19 protein-coding genes and 1 tRNA gene are annotated in these 19,719 nt (G+C 42.1%); 16 read left to right on the top strand and 4 right to left on the bottom strand.

Annotation, left to right across the window (positions count from 1 at the left end; genetic code table 11):
- The first annotated feature begins 51 nt into the window (after window positions 1-51).
- Together sigH and H8Z82_RS10215 are read left to right on the top strand one after the other, a co-directional pair.
- The gene (sigH, locus tag H8Z82_RS10210; protein WP_044997041.1) at window positions 52-654 is read left to right on the top strand and encodes an RNA polymerase sporulation sigma factor SigH; all 603 of its coding nucleotides are present in this window, start codon (window positions 52-54) and stop codon (window positions 652-654) included.
- Window positions 655-767: 113 nt separating this feature from the next.
- Window positions 768-839: transfer RNA gene (locus H8Z82_RS10215), tRNA-Thr, on the top strand.
- 816 nt (window positions 840-1,655) lie between these two features.
- On the opposite strand, the gene H8Z82_RS10220 is transcribed toward H8Z82_RS10215, so the two are convergent.
- Complete coding sequence (locus H8Z82_RS10220; RefSeq protein WP_330607920.1) at window positions 1,656-2,111, bottom strand: Uma2 family endonuclease; 456 nt, start codon at window positions 2,109-2,111, stop codon at window positions 1,656-1,658.
- 488 nt (window positions 2,112-2,599) lie between these two features.
- Here H8Z82_RS10220 and H8Z82_RS10225 point away from each other — a divergent pair, with 488 nt between their 5' ends.
- Window positions 2,600-4,267: a glutamine--tRNA ligase/YqeY domain fusion protein gene (locus tag H8Z82_RS10225; protein WP_019161076.1), complete on the top strand. Its 1,668-nt coding sequence runs from the start codon at window positions 2,600-2,602 to the stop codon at window positions 4,265-4,267.
- A gap of 128 nt (window positions 4,268-4,395) precedes the next feature.
- On the opposite strand, the gene H8Z82_RS10230 is transcribed toward H8Z82_RS10225, so the two are convergent.
- Window positions 4,396-4,788 (bottom strand): hypothetical protein, encoded by a 393-nt coding sequence (locus H8Z82_RS10230; protein ID WP_019161077.1) that lies wholly within the window; start codon window positions 4,786-4,788, stop codon window positions 4,396-4,398.
- Window positions 4,789-4,968: 180 nt separating this feature from the next.
- On the opposite strand from H8Z82_RS10230, the gene H8Z82_RS10235 reads away from it, so the two are divergent.
- From H8Z82_RS10235 to H8Z82_RS10265, 7 genes are all read left to right on the top strand, one after another.
- Complete coding sequence (locus H8Z82_RS10235) at window positions 4,969-5,562, top strand: Maf family protein (protein WP_019161078.1); 594 nt, start codon at window positions 4,969-4,971, stop codon at window positions 5,560-5,562.
- Window positions 5,563-5,593: 31 nt separating this feature from the next.
- Window positions 5,594-6,259, top strand: coding sequence for an HAD family hydrolase (locus H8Z82_RS10240; RefSeq protein WP_186995058.1), 666 nt, complete (start codon window positions 5,594-5,596; stop codon window positions 6,257-6,259).
- On the top strand, window positions 6,252-7,055 hold the full coding sequence (locus H8Z82_RS10245; RefSeq protein ID WP_186995059.1) for an HAD family hydrolase: 804 nt from the start codon (window positions 6,252-6,254) through the stop codon (window positions 7,053-7,055). Before H8Z82_RS10240 ends, H8Z82_RS10245 begins: the two co-directional genes overlap by 8 nt.
- Window position 7,056: 1 nt before the next feature.
- The gene (locus H8Z82_RS10250) at window positions 7,057-7,314 is read left to right on the top strand and encodes a glyoxalase (protein ID WP_186995060.1); all 258 of its coding nucleotides are present in this window, start codon (window positions 7,057-7,059) and stop codon (window positions 7,312-7,314) included.
- Window positions 7,315-7,557: 243 nt separating this feature from the next.
- The gene (locus H8Z82_RS17355) at window positions 7,558-10,134 is read left to right on the top strand and encodes a COG1470 family protein (RefSeq protein ID WP_243176444.1); all 2,577 of its coding nucleotides are present in this window, start codon (window positions 7,558-7,560) and stop codon (window positions 10,132-10,134) included.
- 145 nt (window positions 10,135-10,279) lie between these two features.
- Window positions 10,280-12,352, top strand: coding sequence for a molecular chaperone HtpG (gene htpG, locus H8Z82_RS10260; RefSeq protein ID WP_019161083.1), 2,073 nt, complete (start codon window positions 10,280-10,282; stop codon window positions 12,350-12,352).
- A gap of 318 nt (window positions 12,353-12,670) precedes the next feature.
- The gene (locus H8Z82_RS10265) at window positions 12,671-13,006 is read left to right on the top strand and encodes a sporulation initiation factor Spo0A C-terminal domain-containing protein (RefSeq protein WP_019161084.1); all 336 of its coding nucleotides are present in this window, start codon (window positions 12,671-12,673) and stop codon (window positions 13,004-13,006) included.
- Window positions 13,007-13,013: 7 nt separating this feature from the next.
- Here the strand turns inward: H8Z82_RS10265 and H8Z82_RS10270 are convergent, their stop codons facing one another.
- Complete coding sequence (locus tag H8Z82_RS10270) at window positions 13,014-13,514, bottom strand: DUF5721 family protein (RefSeq protein ID WP_186995061.1); 501 nt, start codon at window positions 13,512-13,514, stop codon at window positions 13,014-13,016.
- A 220-nt stretch (window positions 13,515-13,734) separates the two neighbouring features.
- Between H8Z82_RS10270 and H8Z82_RS10275 the strand changes: the two genes are divergently transcribed.
- Window positions 13,735-14,574, top strand: a complete 840-nt coding sequence (locus tag H8Z82_RS10275; protein ID WP_019161086.1) for a DegV family protein — start codon at window positions 13,735-13,737, stop codon at window positions 14,572-14,574.
- A gap of 118 nt (window positions 14,575-14,692) precedes the next feature.
- On the top strand, window positions 14,693-15,115 hold the full coding sequence (locus tag H8Z82_RS10280) for a hypothetical protein (RefSeq protein WP_186995062.1): 423 nt from the start codon (window positions 14,693-14,695) through the stop codon (window positions 15,113-15,115).
- Window positions 15,116-15,227: 112 nt separating this feature from the next.
- Here the strand turns inward: H8Z82_RS10280 and H8Z82_RS10285 are convergent, their stop codons facing one another.
- Window positions 15,228-15,428 (bottom strand): cold-shock protein, encoded by a 201-nt coding sequence (locus H8Z82_RS10285; protein ID WP_008705499.1) that lies wholly within the window; start codon window positions 15,426-15,428, stop codon window positions 15,228-15,230.
- A 323-nt stretch (window positions 15,429-15,751) separates the two neighbouring features.
- On the opposite strand from H8Z82_RS10285, the gene H8Z82_RS10290 reads away from it, so the two are divergent.
- Genes H8Z82_RS10290 through H8Z82_RS10305 form a run of 4 tightly spaced genes read left to right on the top strand, consistent with a single transcriptional unit; the run spans window position 15,752 to window position 19,692 of the window.
- Window positions 15,752-17,041, top strand: a complete 1,290-nt coding sequence (locus H8Z82_RS10290; protein ID WP_019161088.1) for a dihydroorotase — start codon at window positions 15,752-15,754, stop codon at window positions 17,039-17,041.
- A 23-nt stretch (window positions 17,042-17,064) separates the two neighbouring features.
- Window positions 17,065-17,991, top strand: a complete 927-nt coding sequence (pyrF, locus tag H8Z82_RS10295; RefSeq protein WP_019161089.1) for an orotidine-5'-phosphate decarboxylase — start codon at window positions 17,065-17,067, stop codon at window positions 17,989-17,991.
- Between the two features lie 10 nt (window positions 17,992-18,001).
- Window positions 18,002-18,790, top strand: a complete 789-nt coding sequence (locus H8Z82_RS10300; RefSeq protein WP_019161090.1) for a dihydroorotate dehydrogenase electron transfer subunit — start codon at window positions 18,002-18,004, stop codon at window positions 18,788-18,790.
- Window positions 18,790-19,692, top strand: a complete 903-nt coding sequence (locus tag H8Z82_RS10305; protein ID WP_186995063.1) for a dihydroorotate dehydrogenase — start codon at window positions 18,790-18,792, stop codon at window positions 19,690-19,692. Before H8Z82_RS10300 ends, H8Z82_RS10305 begins: the two co-directional genes overlap by 1 nt.
- Window positions 19,693-19,719 lie beyond the last annotated feature (27 nt).

Here is a 19,719-nt window from a genome sequence, read left to right on the forward strand (position 1 = left end):
GAAGCCCTCTGGGCGAATGATAGAGATTTTCAGAAAAACGGAAGGGTTAAATTGATGAAACAGTATGACGGAATTAAAGATGAAGAATTAATTTCCCGTTTCAAAAACGGGGAATCAGAAATCCTCGACTATCTGATGGAGAAATACAAGAACATGGTCCGCAAGAAAGCAAGGACCATGTTCCTGATAGGCGGGGAGAACGATGATTTGATACAGGAAGGTATGATCGGACTGTTTAAGGCAGTCCGCGATTACCAGCCGGACAGAGATGCTGCATTTCAGACCTTTGCCAGTATATGTGTGGACAGACAGATCTACAACGCCATCCAGAGTTCCAACAGGCAGAAGCACCAGCCGCTGAATTCCTATATTTCTCTCAGCGAACAGGATGGGGAAAATGAAGAACATCTTGGAGATAACTGGGGAGAGAACCCGGAGTCTATCATTATTGACCAGGAGAATGTCCAGGATCTGGAGCAGGAGATAACAGCAACGTTAAGTCCAATGGAGAACCAGGTTCTTGAATATTATCTGGCAGGAAACGGATACGGAGAGATTGCCCGGATCATGGGAAAAACACCCAAGTCCATAGATAATGCATTACAGCGTATCCGAACCAAGATCAGGGAGCAGCTGGAGCAATATCAAAAATAGAAAGATATCTGTATAAAATCAAAAATAAAAATCAAAAAGTTGAAAAATAGGGATTGACAATACAAACAAGTTCTGGTAACATATTCAAATGTGAGCGGTAAATCCGACACAATGCTGATGTGGCTCAGAGGTAGAGCACTTCCTTGGTAAGGAAGGGGTCACGGGTTCAATTCCCGTCATCAGCTTTTTTTATTGCTTAAAAATAAAAGATTTCTTGAATTTTGGTAACTCAAAAGTAATCAGAACAGAAGTTTTGATATACTTTTAAGAACTGTTTGTACTTCCAGAATGACAAGAGATATGTTATACTTACAGCGTTGTCCAACCGATACCCGGCAACGGGAGGAGGTGAGTTCCTTGTCAGAAATTATTATTTCTTTTCTTGTCTCCTTTGCGGCTGGTATAGCTTGCCACTATATCATCAAATGGTTAGACGGCGACAAGTAGGGCAACGCTAGCCTAGCAGTTTCTTGTCTGCTATAAAAAATAAGAAGAAGCCCCCGGTATTAGCGGTACCGAGGGCTTCATTTTTGTCCTTGCCAGACAAATTATTATTTCTTTGCCTACTGGCATTATAGCATATGCGGATTATGAAATCAATATGCAGATGAGCTTGAAAAAATAAAAAAGAACAAGCTAGTTACTGTTCACACACCATTATTCCGCGAGGTGTTTTGACATGAATATGCCAAAATCCCGAGACATACAAGCCAAAATTCCATTGCCGCAGGCAATCTGGAATGAATTTTGGCTATGTTACTGTGAACGGAGTGAACAGTAACACAAGCTATCCCCTTGGTTTATGCGTTATTTTTCAAAAATGGCTCAGTTGATCGGTTTATTCTTTTTAGCAGTCTGCATCCCTGCCTATTGCTAGAGTTTTGCAATGGAATGCGAAAAGGAATCGAAGGGAGCGTATTTATATTTCCTATGATTCTACGAAACAGAAAAAACGTATTATCAAAAAAGAGCAGATGCAGCAGCACCTACTCTTTGTAGTGTTAATATTCACCAATGTCGAACAGCTCGTCAAAGGTTATCTTTAGATTCGGAAACATAACCAGATGTAAATCTTCTTTATTCTGGGCTGTGACAGTCTTATAAAGATACGGATAACCAGTGCCATCTTCTTTGAAATCGAAGAGATAAATCTCTACAGATTTTTTTCTCCAGTCAACGATCCAATACTCAGAGACACCGACCTTGCAATAAATATCCATCTTTTCATGTCGATCATATTCTTCTGTGGCATTGGACAAAACTTCCATCACAAAGCGGGGAATGCCAGTGAAAGAAATGTTCTTACGGTCTCTCAGATTACAGATGATTGATACGTCAGGAATGATTACTTTATCATCATTTTCACGCCATTCATACTGAACACCATCACCAAAGACACGATATAAGCTGTCTTTGATTTGGCTGCCGATCTTAATAACAAAGTTATTGATAACCATAGAATGTTCTAGGTAAGTTTTACTTAAATCTCCAATTGGTAGTGCATTATTCATATTTCTGCATCTCCTTGATATGTTAATATAATTATAATATTTTGCAAGATGTTAGTCAAGGATATGAGCTAGCTGCTGAAAGAGAGTGTATATGTGTGGTTACTGTTCACTGGTAATATCCCGCGAGGTGTTTTTTGTGAGCAAAGGTCACAGAAAACCCGAGACATACCGCGCGAATTTATGCGATCAGCATAAATTCTGTGCATCGCGAAGCGTGTTACTGTGAACGGAGTGAACAGTAACTATGTGTGAACAGTAACACTGTAACAAATTTACAAGCTGAATATAAGGCCTGTCACTGTTGCGTAAACGGTTGACAGATGGAATTTCCAATGATAATATAAATTCATTCGACATAAAAAATATTCAGTTGTATTTTTTATATATAGATGTGTGAAAAAACAGTATAAAATACGACAACAGGAGGGAAGAAGATGGAGAACGAAACAGTTTCCAAGAATTTTATTGAGAATATCATTGATAAAGATTTAGCAGAGGGTGTTTATGACACCGTGCATACGCGTTTCCCACCGGAACCGAATGGATATCTTCATATCGGTCATGCCAAATCTATTCTTTTAAACTATGGCCTTGCACAGGAATATAACGGCAAGTTCAATATGCGTTTTGATGATACAAACCCGACCAAGGAAAAGAGTGAGTTTGTAGAATCCATCAAGGCAGATATTAAATGGCTGGGTGCAGACTGGGAAGACAGATTGTTTTTTGCATCTGATTATTTCGGACAGATGTATGAAGCTGCTGTAAAGCTGATTCAGAAAGGCAAAGCCTATGTATGTGACCTGACAGCAGATCAGATCCGCGAATACCGTGGAACTCTTACAGAGCCGGGCAAAGAAAGCCCATACAGAAACAGAAGTGTAGAAGAGAACCTGCAGCTTTTCGAAGAGATGAAAGAAGGCAAATATGCAGACGGAGAGAAAGTGCTCCGTGCCAAGATCGATATGGCATCTCCGAATATGAACATGCGTGACCCGGTTATTTATCGTGTTGCCCATATGACACACCACAGAACCGGTGACACATGGTGCATCTATCCAATGTACGACTTCGCTCATCCTATCGAAGATGCCATTGAGGGAATCACACATTCTATCTGTACTCTGGAGTTTGAGGATCACAGACCGCTGTACGACTGGGTTGTAAAAGAACTGGAATATCCGCAGCCACCGAAGCAGATTGAGTTTGCAAAACTGTATCTGACAAATGTAGTTACAGGTAAACGTTACATTAAGAAACTGGTAGAGGAAGGCATTGTAGACGGATGGGATGATCCACGTCTGGTTTCCATCGCAGCGCTGCGCCGCCGTGGATTTACACCGGAATCCATTAAAATGTTTGTGGAACTCTGTGGTGTATCTAAGGCAAACAGCTCTGTTGACTATGCAATGCTTGAATACTGTATCCGTGAGGATTTGAAACTGAAACGTCCTCGTCTGATGGCTGTTCTTGATCCGATCAAGCTTGTGATCGATAATTATCCGGAAGGCGAAGTAGAATATCTGGAAGCTCCGAACAATATGGAGAACGAAGAACTGGGAACCCGTAAAATACCGTTTGGCAGAGAACTCTATATTGAGAGAGAAGACTTTATGGTAGATCCGCCTAAGAAATATAAGAGAATGTTCCCGGGCACAGAGGTTCGTCTTATGAACGCATATTTCGTAACCTGTACAGGATATGAAGCTGATGAAGATGGAACTGTACGTGTGGTGCACTGTACTTATGATCCAGCAACAAAGGGCGGCAATGCACCGGATGGCAGAAAAGTAAAAGGAACCATCCATTGGGTGGAAGCAAGCCAGGCAGGAAAAGCAGAAGTACGTCTCTATGAGAATATCGTAGATGAGGAGAAAGGTGTATATAATAAAGAGGATGGTTCTCTGAACGTAAATCCTAATTCTCTGACAAAAGTTACTGCATATGTAGAACCTGCACTTATGGAAGCAAAAGGCTATGACAGCTTCCAGTTTGTAAGAACAGGATTTTTCTGTGCAGATATCCATGACTCCAAGGAAGGCGCTCCGGTATTTAACCGTATTGTATCTTTGAAGAGTTCATTCAAACTGCCGAAAGCCTGATAAGGAATGTGCTTCATAGTAAGAAGTTAAAGTTGAAATAACTATTATATAATGAAATAGCTATTATATAAATAAAAACGGATCAATCTGAATAGTATCAGACGGATCCGTTTTTTTATGTTGTTATGTTATTCTGCGTCAGTATCTGCTTTAACGTCAGATTCGGCATCTGCTTCAGTATCCTGAATAGTGCCAGTTTTTACATCATCAGAGCTTTCAGTCTCTTCGTCAGTTTCGGCATCATCAGAGCTTTCAGGCTCTTCATCAGTTTCAGTGATGTCACCCTGTTCTAAATCAGCGTCCCAGGATTCAAAATCTTCAGCACTTTCCTGCAGAACTTCCTTTTCCTCTTCTTCATCGGAGTCAAAGGCGATATCAAATGCATCGTCAAAATCCTCTGTGAAATCCTCATCTTTTGTATGAGGATGTTTTTTTGTGATCACTGCTGCCACCGCGCCGGCTGCTGCCGCGGTCAGGGCACCTACTGCTACAAATCCCCAATATTTATTAAGCTTTGCCATAATAATACTCCTTTCTGATATTGGTCATTTCGCATATGAATAAAGATATTTTAATACATTTCTGCCAAAAAGAAAAGGGGTAAGTTTTGGCTTGTTCACGATCCGACAAAAAGCAATAAAAACCGGTTGCGTCAGAGAAAGATACAAGGTATACTATGACAGGAAAGAAGAGGGTACATTATGAGAAAAATTATTTTGGCATCTGCTTCCCCAAGAAGACGGGAGCTGTTGACTCAGGCAGGAGTGACCTTTTCGATCATACCTGCCCATGGGGAGGAGAAACGGACTTCGGATGAGCCGGGAGAGGCAGTACAGAAGCTGGCTTTTGATAAGGCAGTTTCCGTGGCAGAGGAGCTTGGGGAATGCGAGGAAAAGACACTGGTGATCGGTTCAGACACAGTTGTGGTTTTTCAAAACAGCATTCTGGGCAAGCCGGCAGATGAGGAGGATGCAGTTCATACTTTGCAAAGGCTTCAGGACAATACACATCAGGTATATACGGGAGTGGCAGTTCTGGAGAAAAAGCAGGGACAATGGATAGAACATACCTTTTATGAGAAAACAGATGTGAAATTTTATCCGGTGTCTGAGAATGAAATCAGGGCTTATGTGTCTACCGGAGAACCCATGGATAAAGCCGGAAGTTACGGAATCCAGGGCAGATGGGGGATTTATGTAAAGGGAATCTGCGGTGACTATAATAATGTGGTGGGACTGCCGGTGGCAAGGCTTTTCCATGAAATGAAGAAGCTGGGAATTTCCCTTGTTGACTAAAATGCAGACAAAATAAAGAGGATGATACAAAATGATAAAAGCAGGTATATTTGATCTGGACGGAACTCTGGCATATACACTGGATTCCATGGCATATATTGCAAATGAGGTAATGGAGAAGCTGGGACTTCGCCCTCTACCTCTGGATAATTTCCGCTATTATTGCGGAGAGGGTGCGGATATGCTGGTGCGCAGGGCGTTGAAGGATGCGGGAGATCCGGAACTGGTTCATTATGAAGAAGCACGGAAGATGTACAGAGAGAGGTTTGACGAAGATCCGCTGTATAAGGTGACCCGGTATGAGGGAATGCAGTCAACGGTAGAGAAACTGAGAAAAAAAGGAATGAAGCTGGCTGTATGCTCCAATAAACCCCATCCTGCAGCACTGAAGGTAATGGATTATCTTTATTCGGGAATTTTTGACCTGGTGATTGGACAACAGGAAGGAATCCGCCGTAAACCTGCACCGGATGCACCGCTTCTGGCAGCAAAGAAGCTTGGGGTAAAACCGGAAGAGTGTATGTATATCGGAGATACCGGTACAGACATGCAGACCGGTAAAGCTGCAGGAATGTTTACCGTAGGTGTATTATGGGGCTTCCGTGACCTGGAGGAGCTTAATGCTAACGGAGCTGATCTGGTGGCAGAGAAACCGACAGATTTATTAAAGATATGTGAGGAATACAAAAATGATTAAACTGATCGCCAGTGATCTGGACGGAACCTTACTTTTAAACAAAGCCCAGACCCTGCCTGATGATCTGTTTCCTTTGATCAGGGAACTGAATGAACTGGGAATCCGGTTTGTGGCAGCCAGTGGACGCCAGTATCCGAATATGAAGAGATTGTTTGCACCGGTTGCTTCAGATATTTCTTTTATCTGTGAGAATGGTGCGCTGGCAGTGGAAAAGGGGCAGGTTCTTTATCAGGATCGATTTGATAAAGAACTGGCAAATGAGATTCTTACTGCAATTATAGAAAAAAAAGACGCAGAATTTACCTGTTCTGCCAAGGATTATCATTATCTTATGCCAAAGACAGAAAGCTTTCGCCATTATATGGTGGATCTGGTGAAAAATGAGTGCAGGATCATAAACAGCCTGGATGAAATCACAGAGCCCATTATGAAGCTGGCGGTATATGAATCTGCCGGTCTGACAGATGAATATGTACGTTACTGGACTGGACGGTTTGGACAAAGATGTACAGTAGTGACATCAGGCAATGACTGGGTAGATTTTATTCCTTTTGGTACGAACAAGGCAAAGGGAATCCGGGAGTTCCAGGAAAAATATGGGATTTCCCCGGAGGAGTGCATTGCATTCGGAGACGAATATAATGATATAGAGATGCTTAAGGCAGTGAAATATGGATTTGCCATGGCACATTCCAAGGAGAAGGTGCGGGAATCGGCGGCATTCACTGCAGATCGGGTACAGGATATTCTGGAAAAGGTAATCAGGGCGAAAGGAAATATGGAGGAGGTAATTTAAAATGTACACAGAAGAATGCATCAACACATTTCTGGAAAAGCAGGGACAGCTTTTTCCGCAGCCGGTGGCGGAGTCTTTTGAGGAAGCAGAGGCTTTTCTGGAGGACTGCATGGCTGCAGTGGTAGATTCTATTGACGAAGTGAGGGAATATCTGGATGACATGGGAGCTGATGTAGAAGGCATGTCAGACGGAGAATTGGAAGAGGCCAGTGAGGTATTTGCACTTCCTGACGGAAAATATCTTATTGTGGAAGGCTGAATAGAAATTTGATATAGAATAAATAAAAAGAGGAAGAAGCTATTTCAAAGAGCAGTTCTGCAAAATAGAACTATGCAGATTGAAACAGCTTCTTTCATTTATGCACAGAAGAAATATGAAATATGCGAATTACATTTGGAAAAACCATAGTGTTATAATAACACTGTATAAAGAACTGCCGGTCAAAAATAAAACGGCAGTTATAAAAAGATATATAAATGATAAAGAAAAGGAGGATGGCACATGAGGAAAAAAAGAATTCTTGCAGTGCTGATGGCTGTGCTGATGATCGTTACCCTTCTTCCATCCATGGCTTTTGCAGCGGAAGTAGGAGAGCTTGGAGGCAAGCTGAAGGTAAAGGGACTGCCGGCAGTGGGAACAGTACTGAGTGCAGATTATTCCAAGGTGACTCCCGAGGGAGTGACAGATGATGATGTTATCTTTTCCTGGTCCAGACAGACCGGTGAGAAGGAACTTACCCAGGTAGGTACAGAAAAAACTTACACAGTGACTCAGGAGGATCTGGGTTATGTGCTGGTACTGGATATCACACCGGCAGAGAAGTCAGGATTTACCGGGAAACTCCAGGCCAAGACTCGGGAGGTGACAGCTACTCAGGAGGAAGCCCAGGCTGCTGCTGATAAGAAAGCTCAGGAGGAGCAGGATACAGAAGCCCAGCTGGAAGGCTCAGAAGAGGATGCAGAGTCGGAAGATGCTGAAAATGTCCAGCAGACAGAGGATGACAGTACAGAGGAAGATGATACACAGAATCCGGAACAGACAGAGGAAATGCAAATCTATACCCAGTCTGAGCTTCAGCCTGACGGTACAGAGAAAACTACAGATAAAACAGAGGATGTTCAGGAGACAGAAGCGCCGGAGAATGCAGAGAACACGGATGATGTGGAAAATGCACAGCAGGAGTTGTCCTATGAAGCAGTAGCTTCTGTAGAAGGTCAGGAAAATCCGGTGTGTGATTTTGGAACTATCCGGACAGAAGCCGGAGATAATGAATCCCAGACAATGTTTGTAGATATTAAAAATACCGGAACAGGTGCTCTGAATTTCAAAGCAATCAGCCCGGAGCATTTTATGGTAGCGGACATAGAGGAGCCTCTGGCAGCGGGAGAGTCTGTCAGCGTATGGATTCAGCCAAGGAAGGAACTGGAGGAAGGTACTTATGATGACACCATTACCTATGAGACGGAAGAGGGAGCTGAGGTTTCCTTTGAAGTGAAGGCTGTAGTGGAAGCGGAAGAAGAGCCTGTTCTTGAACCTGATGATTCTGAAACTCCGGATGATTCTGAGAATCCGGAAACTCCGGACAATACGGAGGAACCAAGTGCAGAGCTTGGAAAGCTATCTATATCCACAGATCCGGCAGTACTTTCCTTTGCTGATCTGACAGAAGGCTATACACAGATCAGTGAGAGCCAGACAGTTACTGTGACGAATACAGGAGATGAGACAGTTACAGTAAAGCTTCCGGAGTCTGAGCATTTTGATATTACGCCGATGGATACACAGGCTGTATATACACTGGAGAAGGGGGCATCCTGTAGCTTTCATGTTCAGCCAAAAGCAGGATTAGCCCAGGGTGATTACAGTGATACACTTGTTTTTGGAATTGAAGAGGATGAGGCTACTGTGGCACAGGCAGAGGCCGGAGTCAGTGTAAAAGCAGAGGAGAAGCCGCAGGTTTCCCTGAAAGCAGATCCTTCCGAGATTATTTATGACCCGATGGAGGAGGGATACAATACTCCGGATTATGTGTATCGGATCACACTTACTAACACTGGAAATACAGCAGTGGATCTGACTCAGCCGCAGGCTCAGTATTTTGAAATTGGAGAGCTGTCTGCAACACAACTGGATCCCGGAGCAGAAGCAACCTTTACTGCAGTGCCCAAAACCGGTATGACAGCAGGCGAGTACAGTGAATCTATTCAGGTTACAGCCACAAATACAGACAGCCAGATTTCTGCAGTGGCCGAGATCAGTGCTTCGTTCAGTGTGACAAAACCAGCATGCAGAATTACCGGAATCCAGAATCCTTCTCACGTGAAGGGAGTAAAGAATGGTTCAGAGAAATCTGCTAAGGCATTGGGACTTCCTTCAAAAGTAGTTATTAATACTACAGAGGGGGAAATGAAGGCGAAGGTAAAATGGAATGTAAAGGAATGTACGTATGATCCATCTGTAAAGCAGGAGCAGACCTTCAAAGTAAATGGAACTGTAGTGCTTCCTGATGGAGTTGAAAATCCGGATCAGATCAGCCTGATCACAGCTGTAAAGGTAACTGTAAAAGCCGGACGTACTGCTCAGATTGCAGATCCGGCAAATAATAAGATCACAGGAATCAGTGCTGACGGATATACCACTCAGTCCAAGATTACATTTACAGCGGTAGGTGCAGGAATGGACAATGAAAGCCCGGGAAAGGGAGATGTGCGTTATGTTCCGGATCGCTGGACGGTGATCAATACAAACAGCTGGAGCCAGGCTCCGTACACGGCTGCTTTTGGAATTACCAAAGAGGGCACATATAATCTGACTGTTGTATTTAATGCTCAGCAGTATGATGGCAAAAGCTGGAAAAATACGGGAAAACAGGATACAAAGCAGGTAAGCTTTACGATTTCACAGCCAAAGGTTGTAATTACAGCTACTCCTACTCCTGTGCAGCAGAATCCGGCTGCGAATCAGAAGAAGGCAGTGCAGACCGGAGATACCACCAATATCATGCCGTTTGTACTGATTCTTGCCATTGCAGCAGGTGCTATTGCGGGAGTTGTAGTTTACAAGAAAAAGAAAAAATAAATAGTTATGACAGTTAAATGTTAATGAATTATTAGCACTCATTTTAAATGAGTGCTAATTTTTGCTTGACTTTTAGTTCATAAGGTATTACTATATCTTTCAGAGTTACAGAAAATCTGAAAGATATAAAAGGAGTGTGGACAGCATGGCTGTAAAACATGGAAGTTTATCAATTAACAGCGAAAATATTTTCCCGATCATTAAAAAGTGGCTGTATTCAGACCATGATATTTTTGTAAGAGAGCTGGTATCCAATGGATGTGATGCCATTACCAAGCTGAAAAAGCTGGAGGTAATGGGCGAATATACATTCCCAGAAGGATATAAGCCGGAGATTCAGGTAATCGTAGATCCAGATGGAAAAACTCTGAAATTTATTGATAATGGTATCGGTATGACTGCGGATGAGGTAGAGAATTATATTACTCAGATCGCTTTTTCCGGTGCGACTCAGTTCCTGGAGAAATACAAGGATAAGACAACAGATGACCAGATGATCGGTCACTTTGGACTGGGATTCTATTCTGCATTTATGGTGGCAGATGAAGTACATATTGACACCCTTTCCTATACAGAGGGAGCGGTACCTGTGCACTGGTCCTGCGATGGCGGTACAGAGTATGATATCCAGGAAGGCAACAAGACAACTGTTGGAACAGAGATCACACTTTTCCTTAATGAAGACTGCCTGGAATTTGCCAACGAATACCGTATGCGTGAAGTACTGGAGAAATATTGTTCCTTTATGCCGGTAAATATTTATCTTTCTAAAGCAAACGCACCTCAGGAATATGAGACTATCGATGAATCAGAATTAAAAGATGATGATGTAGTGGTAGAGCATATCCATGAGGATGCTAAAACTGAAGAAAAAGAGAATGAAAACGGAGAGAAGGAAGTAGTTGAGATTTCTCCGGCAAGGGAGAAAGTTAAGATTAATAAACGTCCGGTTTCTCTCAGTGATACCAACCCGCTTTGGATGAAGCACCCCAATGAGTGTACAGATGAGGAGTACAAAGATTTCTACCGTAAAGTATTTATGGATTACAAGGAACCGCTGTTCTGGATTCATCTCAATATGGATTATCCGTTCAACTTAAAGGGAATTCTGTATTTCCCAAAGATTAACACAGAGTATGATTCTATTGAAGGAACCATTAAACTGTACAACAATCAGGTATTTATTGCTGATAATATTAAGGAAGTTATTCCTGAGTTCCTTCTCCTGCTTAAAGGCGTGATCGATTGTCCGGATCTTCCTCTGAACGTGTCAAGAAGTGCACTGCAGAATGATGGATTTGTCAAGAAGATTTCTGAGTATATTTCCAAAAAGGTAGCTGATAAGCTTACCGGAATGTGCAAAACAGACAGAGAAAGCTATGAAAAATACTGGGATGATATCAGTCCGTTTATTAAATATGGTTGTATTAAAGATACCAAATTTGCAGAGAAGATAGGTGATTACGTACTCTTTAAGAATCTGGATGGTAAATATCTTACTCTCAAGGATTGCATAGAAGAGAATAAAAAGACAACAGAGACAGCTGAGGAAGCTGCAGATCAGACAGAGTCAAAAGAGGCTGATGCAGCAGACACAGACAAAGCAGAAGAGAAAGAACCGGAGAAGACAACAATTTTCTATGTAACGGATGAAATCCAGCAGAGTCAGTATATCAATATGTTTAAGGAAGCCGGCAAGGACGCCGTGATTCTGAAACATAATATTGACAGCCCGTTTATTTCCAGCCTGGAGCAGAAACATCAGGATGTACAGTTCAAGAGAATTGATGCAGATCTGACAGAAGAAATGAAGGGTGAGGGTACTGCTGACGAAGCGGCTGCCAAAGAATTGACGGAGCTTTTCCGTAAGAATCTGAATAAGGATAAACTTGAGGTTCATGTAGAGAATCTGAAGAATGAAAATGTATCTGCAATGGTTACCCTTTCCGAAGAAAGCCGCCGTATGCAGGATATGATGAAAATGTATGGAATGGGTGGTATGGATCCGAATATGTTTGGCGGACAGGAAACACTGGTACTTAATGCGAACCATCCACTGGTAAAATATTTGGCAGAAAATAAGGATTCAGATAAAGCCCCTGTAATCTGTGAACAGCTTTATGATCTGGCAATGCTCAGCCATAAGCAGCTTTCACCGGATGAAATGACAAAATTTGTACAGAGAAGCAATGATGTGTTGATGATGCTTACAAAATAATGTGCAGTGATTTTGTGGTTTACTGTCCGTTGGGGAGAGTAGAAGCAGTTTTGTGAAAAATTACGATAGTCCTGGAAAAGTTTCGAAACATGGCGAAAAAACATGGAGAGAACAACCGGGACTATCGTTTTTAGTACTTTTATATTGACAAATGGCGTATAAATTTTTATCATTAATTTGCTGGTATTTTAATAATTATATATGATTCTCTTTATAAGTGACAATATTTCCGAAAAACTGAGTATGTCGTAAAAACGCTAAAGGTGTATTACAAAAAATGTAAAAAGGACGACTGTCCAGTTAAGGAGGAAAAAAAGTATGAGTGAAGTGTATGGACTGATCAGAAAATTAGGAGCGACATCTAAATATAAGGGATATTATTATGTCGCGGAAGCTGTGAATATGGCGAAAGAACTGCAGGAGCGGCCGATGAAGATCACAAAGGATATTTATCCTATTCTGGCAAGAAAATACAAGTCAACACCATCTAATGTGGAACATAATATCAGGACATTGGTAAATATCTGCTGGATCAATCACAAAGAAGATCTGGAACTGATCGCAGGATGTTCCATGGAGGATAAACCTACAAACAGTGAATTCATTGATATTCTGGCATATTATCTGAATAAAACAGAGGAAATGTCAAAATAGCAGAGGCTTATAGTCTCTGAAACTGAATATGATTTCCTTCAAGAAATCTGCACAGCATGTCGTCCCAGAGATGCTCGGGCTTCTTGTCCAGGGAAAAGGAGGAGTAGGAAACGCCGGCGGTACATAACAAAAATTTGCTTTTGTACTGAATGTTAAGATAAAAATTACATACTGAGGTTGTGGATTGACTTCCAAGATTCTTCAAAAGGTTCTGTGCTTGAAAAGGAGAGAGCTGGAACACGATTTTGAAGTGCAGTGGTGTGCGCTTACCGCGGATGATGGAAAAACAGTAAGGTTTGACATCGCGCCACAGGGAATATTCCACAGCTTCTTTTTTATATTCCTCTACAGTGTCTGTGTCAAAAAAATCCTGCTGGAGATGCCCGTCAATGGTGAAGGTATTAAATGTAGTGACGGAAGCTTCAACCAGAGAAAAATTGTCAAATACTTCACCGATAAGCAGTTTATTCATAAAATCCTTAACATCTGAAATAGTTAATGCAAGCATAGAAATCCTTTCATGACTCCTGAAATTACCTTGCTGGCAGGTTTGTGATATCTATAGATATTACAGACTTAGACAGAAGTGTAGGAGTATTTTATTATTATAAATCAGATTGAAAAAAAAGAACAGAGTTTTTGAGAAAAAGGCTTTTCAAAAGGAAAACAGTATGATAAGATATATCTGGTATTCGAAACTACATATAATGGAAAAGAGGACGATATAATTGAGATATAAGATTGTCATAGATAGTTGTGGAGAACTTTTAGATGAATGGAAACAGGATGAGCATTTTGAATCTGTTCCCCTGACGTTAATGGTGGGAGCAGAACAGATTATAGATGATGAAACATTTAAACAGGGTGAATTTCTGCATAAGGTAGCAGAGTGTCCGGAGTGCCCAAAATCAGCATGTCCTTCTCCGGAGAGATATATGAGAGCCTATGACTGTGAGGCAGAGCATGTATATGCGGTTACATTGTCAGCAGAGCTGAGTGGCTCTTATAATAGCGCACTTCTTGGGAGAAACCTGAGTCTGGAGGATCATCCGGATAAAAAAATTCACGTGTTTAATTCCAGATCTGCTTCCATTGGTGAGACATTGATCGCACTGAAGATTCAGGAATGTGAAGAAAAGGGAATGAGCTTTGAGGAAGTAGTTGCTACAGTGGAACATTATATTTCAGGACAGCATACATTCTTTGTTCTTGAAAATCTGGAGACATTACGTAAGAATGGAAGATTGAGTAAGGTAAAAGCACTGGTTGCCAGTGCTCTGAAGATTAAGCCTGTAATGGGATCTACAGATGAGGGAACAATCTGCCAGCTGGACCAGGCCAGAGGAATGAACCGTGCCCTGATTAAAATGGTTGAGCAGGTGATTGAAAAAACGGCAGATAGCGCGGACAAGGTTTTAGCGATCAGCCATTGCAACTGCCCGGCCAGAGCACAGGTGCTCAAGGAAGCATTTCAGGAGAGAATGAAGCTTGCCAAAGTTGTTGTATTGGACACAGCAGGTGTCAGCTCCATGTATGCTAATGACGGCGGTGTGATTGTTGCAGTGTAATATGTGAAAAAACTGTGTCAATTTCAACCAATCGGGATTCTCTATTTCATTTTAGAAAAAGATGTGCTATAATTATTTAGCCGATGAAAGGAAATATGAGAAGCAAAGGAGATACATCATGAGTCAGAAGAAAGTTGATGCCTATAAAGCTAGGAAGAGCACACGGGGAAGAGCAGATAAGAAGGAAAAAATGATGTTTACCCTGGAAATGTTTGCCTGGGCATTTATATGTGTTGTAGTAGTTGCCTGGATTGGATATTCTGCATATGTAAAAGTGGCAGGAACCAAAGCAGAGATCGTACAGAATACTGTGCTGGATACCAGTGCGCTGGATAATTATATTTCTGGTATTGATACTGATGAGGATGCAGACACTACAGAAGAGACTGCAGATGATACAGACGCTGCTGATACAACAGAGGATGAGAATGCAGAGGCAGCAGACGATACTACAGCCACAGAGGATACAGCAGATGACAGTACAGAGACTGCAGATGATACTGCGGCAACAGAAGAGACTGCAGATTCTGCAGCAAAATAATAAATAATAAATGAGAATAAAAAAATCCCCCGGAAGATCCGGGGGTTTTTTTGAGGTCTATCCGTGTTAAAAGTGCGGAATTCAATCCTCTTACGTTAACGGAAATTATAAATTATAATTTTGTAACGTTTGCAGCCTGCATGCCACGTGCGCCTTCTGTTAAGTCGTATGTTACAGCCTGGCCTTCTTCAAGGGATTTGAATCCTTCACCATTGATAGCGGAGAAATGTACAAATACGTCTGCACCGTCTTCACCAGTGATAAATCCGTAACCTTTTTCTGCGTTGAACCATTTTACAGTTCCCTTGTTCATGTTGTTACCTCCATAAAAAATAAAAAAGTTAAAAAGCTTCTGGCAAAAAAAATCACCAGATTTTACAGATTATATGAAGTAATATAATCTCTAAAAACCAGTGATTATATAATTTGATAATCCAGATATGAACTGATTATATATCCCGTATTTTAAAATGTCAAGCATAAAACAGAATGTTATTGTTTATTGATTTTAAAAGGGGAAAAAAAGACTTTATTAAATAGGCAGTTTCGTGTATTATGTATATTAGGTATGCTATAATGCTGACAAGACGCATTGTAAGTAAATAATATATTGAAGTGATGAAGGGAGAGAATTACATGGGGATTCTTATTCGTGGCGGCCGTATCATAGATGCAGCAACCGACACTGATAAAATCGGTGATATTTATCTGGAAGACGGAATGATCAAAGAGATTGGCGATCAGTTGACAACGAAAGAAAAAAGCGACAGAGTGATCGATGCAAAGGGCTGTCTGGTTATGCCTGGTCTGATCGATCTGCATGTACATTTCAGAGATCCCGGACAGACACAGAAGGAAGATATAGAGACTGGTTCACGGGCAGCAGCCAGAGGCGGAGTGACTACAGTGGTAGCTATGCCAAATACTTCCCCGGTGATCGACAGGCCGGACCGTGTAAACTATGTACATAATAAAGCAGCCCAATTGTCCGGTATCCATGTGCTTCAGGCCGGAGCTATTACACAGGGAGAGAAAGGACAGGAGCTTTCTGATATAGAGGGAATGGTAAAGGCGGGAATTCCTGCTCTTTCTGAGGATGGCAAATCTGTTATGAATTCTTTTCTGTGCAAAGAAGCTATGGAAATTGCCAGAGATCTGGATATCCCTATCTTTGCACATTGTGAAGACATTGATCTTAGAGGAAAGGGCTGTATGAATGATGATGAGAATGCAGCCAGACTGGGATTGCCGGGAATCTGTAATGCAGTGGAGGATGTGATCGCAGCCAGAGATATTCTGCTTGCCAGAGAGACCGGTGCCAGACTTCATCTGTGCCACTGTTCGACAGAGGGAGTAGCCAAAATGATGAAGATGGTGGAGAAAGAGGGGCTGAAGAATATCACTGCCGAAGTGTGTCCGCATCACTTTATACTTACCTCAGATGATATTAAGGAAGATGATCCGAATTATAAAATGAATCCGCCTCTCCGAACACAGAAGGATGTGGATGCACTGATCGCAGGTCTGAAGGATGGTTCTTTTCAGGTGATCAGTACAGATCATGCACCTCATACAATGTCTGATAAGGCTGGCTCTATCCGTAATGCAGCATTTGGAATTGTGGGAATTGAAACCAGTTTTGCATTGACTTATACAGCACTTGTAGATAAAGGTATTCTTACGTTAAAACAGCTTGTGGAAAAAATGAGCTGGAATCCGGCGCAGATATTAAAGAGTGAGCGTGGAACTCTGCAGGAAGGACATCCGGCAGATGTGATCATTGCAGATGTGGATCACGAATATGTTATTGATAAAAATGAATTTGCATCCAAAGGACAGAATACCCCGTTTGACGGCTGGAAGGTAAAGGGAAAGATTCTCTGTACCATCAGTGATGGAAAAATTGTATATCAGGATAAATTATAAAACAGATATCAGGAGGAAAAACCATGATTAACAAACTTGTTGAAAAAATTCAGAAAACAAACGCACCTATCGTAGTAGGACTGGACCCTATGCTTAATTATATCCCACAACATATCCAGGATAAAGCTTTTCGGGAACTGGGAGAAACTCTGGAGGGTGCAGCCGAAGCAATCTGGCAGTATAATAAGGGGATTGTAGATGCAATCTGTGATCTGGTACCTGCAGTGAAACCACAGATTGCCATGTATGAGCAGTTTGGAATTCCCGGAATGATGGCATACAAAAATACAGTAGATTACTGTAAGGAGAAAGGTCTGGTAGTGATCGGCGATATCAAACGTGGTGATATCGGTTCTACTTCTGCAGCTTATGCAGTAGGTCATTTGGGCAAGGTGCAGGTAGGAAGCAAGAAATATGCAGGCTTTGACGAAGATTTTGCCACAGTAAATCCATATCTGGGTTCTGATGGTGTGAAGCCATTTATTGATGTATGTAAAGAAGAAAATAAGGGTATTTTTGTACTGGTAAAAACTTCCAATCCTTCCAGTGGAGAATTCCAGGACAGAATGATTGACGGACGTCCTCTTTATGAGTGGGTTGGCGAGAAAGTTGCCCAGTGGGGCGAGGAACACATGGGAGACAGCTACAGCTATGTAGGTGCAGTAGTAGGTGCTACATATCCTGAGATGGGGAAAGTTCTCCGTAAGGTTATGCCAAAGGCTTATATTCTGGTTCCGGGATATGGGGCACAGGGCGGCAAGGGCGCAGACCTGGTACACTTCTTTAACGAAGACGGACTGGGCGCTATTGTGAACTCTTCCCGCGGAATTATTGCGGCATACAAGCAGGAAAAATATGCTTCCTTTGGAGAACTGAATTATGCAGATGCTTCCCGTCAGGCTGTTAAAGATATGATTGAAGATATCAGTAGTGCGTTAAACAACCGCTAGGAGGTCTGCTATGAGTGAGAAAAAAAGAGAAAACTGTACAGTTGTAAGTCAGGAATGTATTGCTGCAGGTATTTACAGTTTGTGGATCCAGACTGAAAAAATTGCAGCAGATGCGAAACCGGGACAATTTGTTTCTATGTATACAAAGGATAAAACAAAGCTTCTCCCCAGACCGATCAGTATCTGCGAGATTGATAAGGAACAGGGGCGACTTCATCTGGTATACAGAGTGACAGGAGAAAATACAGGTACAGAGGAATTTTCACATCTGCAGCCTGGAGATACCCTGCCTGTGATCGGGCCTCTGGGAAATGGCTTTCCGGTAGAAAAAGCAGAAGGAAAGAGAGTGTTCCTTATGGGAGGTGGTATTGGTGTTCCTCCGATCCTGGAGCTTGCCAAGGAGATGAACTGCGCAGAGAAGCAGATAGTAGTCGGATATAGAGATTGCCATACTTTCCTGCGTGAGGAATTTGAGGCAGCAGGGACTTTATACATTTCTACAGAAGATGGCAGTGTAGGTACAAAGGGAAATGTTATGGATGCGATCAGGGAGAAAAAGCTTCAGGCAGATATGATTTATGCCTGTGGACCCACTCCTATGCTTCGTGCGATTAAGCAATATGCCGAAGAAAATAATATGGAATGTTATATTTCGCTTGAGGAACGTATGGCTTGCGGGATTGGCGCCTGCCTTGCCTGTGTTTGTAAATCCAGAGAGAAGGATGCTCACAGCAATGTGAATAATAAAAGAATCTGTAAGGATGGTCCTGTATTTCTTTCTACGGAGGTGGAAATCTGATGAATATGAGCGTAAATATTGCCGGCGTAGAATGGAAAAATCCGGTAACTGTAGCATCCGGAACCTTTGGCTCCGGAGAAGAATTCTCTGAATATGTGAATCTGAACAAATTAGGTGCGGTGACTACCAAGGGTGTGGCAAATGTCCCATGGGCCGGAAATCCTACTCCCAGAGTGGCTGAGGTTTATGGCGGTATGATGAATGCCATTGGCCTGCAGAATCCGGGAATTGATCTTTTCTGCAAAAGAGATATTCCGTTTTTAAAAAAATATGATACCAAAATCATAGTTAATGTATGTGGCCATGCACCGGAGGAATATCTGGCTGTGGTAGAACGTCTGGCAGAGGAACCTATTGATATGATGGAAATCAATATTTCCTGCCCAAATGTAAATGCCGGTTTCCTTGCATTTGGACAGGATGCCCGTCATGTAGAGGAGTTGACTGCCCAGATTAAGAAAATCGCCAAACAGCCGGTGATCATGAAACTTACCCCTAATGTGACAGACATCACAGAAATTGCCAAGGGAGCAGAGGCTGGCGGAGCAGATGCAGTTTCTTTGATCAATACTCTTACAGGTATGAAGATTGACATTAACCGGAAGACCTTTGCACTGGCAAATAAGACAGGCGGTGTTTCGGGACCGATTGTGAAACCGGTCGCAGTGCGCATGGTTTATCAGGTGGCGCAGGCTGTGAAAATACCTATCATTGGTATGGGCGGTATTTCCTGTGCTGAGGATGCGATTGAATTTATTCTTGCAGGCGCCAGTGCAGTGTCTGTGGGAACTGCCAATTTCCACAATCCTGCAGTTACCATGGAAGTGATCGATGGAATAGAAGCTTATATGAAGAAGAATGGCTTTGAGTCAGTTAAGGATATGGTTGGTATTGTAAAATAATGTAACTGTGAAGAACTGTACAGCTAC

Origin of the sequence: Blautia difficilis, assembly GCF_014297245.1 — a bacterium.
GTDB lineage: Bacteria > Bacillota > Clostridia > Lachnospirales > Lachnospiraceae > Blautia_A > Blautia_A difficilis.

Bases quoted from the DNA above. Each gene is read 5' to 3' on its own strand.
- H8Z82_RS10220 (WP_330607920.1), bottom strand. From the start codon at position 2,111: ATGGTTATCAATAACTTTGTTATTAAGATCGGCAGCCAAATCAAAGAC.
- H8Z82_RS10225 (WP_019161076.1), top strand. From the start codon at position 2,600: ATGGAGAACGAAACAGTTTCCAAGAATTTTATTGAGAATATCATTGAT.
- H8Z82_RS10230 (WP_019161077.1), bottom strand. From the start codon at position 4,788: ATGGCAAAGCTTAATAAATATTGGGGATTTGTAGCAGTAGGTGCCCTG.
- H8Z82_RS10235 (WP_019161078.1), top strand. From the start codon at position 4,969: ATGAGAAAAATTATTTTGGCATCTGCTTCCCCAAGAAGACGGGAGCTG.
- H8Z82_RS10240 (WP_186995058.1), top strand. From the start codon at position 5,594: ATGATAAAAGCAGGTATATTTGATCTGGACGGAACTCTGGCATATACA.
- H8Z82_RS10245 (WP_186995059.1), top strand. From the start codon at position 6,252: ATGATTAAACTGATCGCCAGTGATCTGGACGGAACCTTACTTTTAAAC.
- H8Z82_RS10250 (WP_186995060.1), top strand. From the start codon at position 7,057: ATGTACACAGAAGAATGCATCAACACATTTCTGGAAAAGCAGGGACAG.
- H8Z82_RS17355 (WP_243176444.1), top strand. From the start codon at position 7,558: ATGAGGAAAAAAAGAATTCTTGCAGTGCTGATGGCTGTGCTGATGATC.
- htpG (WP_019161083.1), top strand. From the start codon at position 10,280: ATGGCTGTAAAACATGGAAGTTTATCAATTAACAGCGAAAATATTTTC.
- H8Z82_RS10265 (WP_019161084.1), top strand. From the start codon at position 12,671: ATGAGTGAAGTGTATGGACTGATCAGAAAATTAGGAGCGACATCTAAA.
- H8Z82_RS10270 (WP_186995061.1), bottom strand. From the start codon at position 13,514: ATGCTTGCATTAACTATTTCAGATGTTAAGGATTTTATGAATAAACTG.
- H8Z82_RS10280 (WP_186995062.1), top strand. From the start codon at position 14,693: ATGAGTCAGAAGAAAGTTGATGCCTATAAAGCTAGGAAGAGCACACGG.
- H8Z82_RS10285 (WP_008705499.1), bottom strand. From the start codon at position 15,428: ATGAACAAGGGAACTGTAAAATGGTTCAACGCAGAAAAAGGTTACGGA.
- H8Z82_RS10290 (WP_019161088.1), top strand. From the start codon at position 15,752: ATGGGGATTCTTATTCGTGGCGGCCGTATCATAGATGCAGCAACCGAC.
- pyrF (WP_019161089.1), top strand. From the start codon at position 17,065: ATGATTAACAAACTTGTTGAAAAAATTCAGAAAACAAACGCACCTATC.
- H8Z82_RS10300 (WP_019161090.1), top strand. From the start codon at position 18,002: ATGAGTGAGAAAAAAAGAGAAAACTGTACAGTTGTAAGTCAGGAATGT.
- H8Z82_RS10305 (WP_186995063.1), top strand. From the start codon at position 18,790: ATGAATATGAGCGTAAATATTGCCGGCGTAGAATGGAAAAATCCGGTA.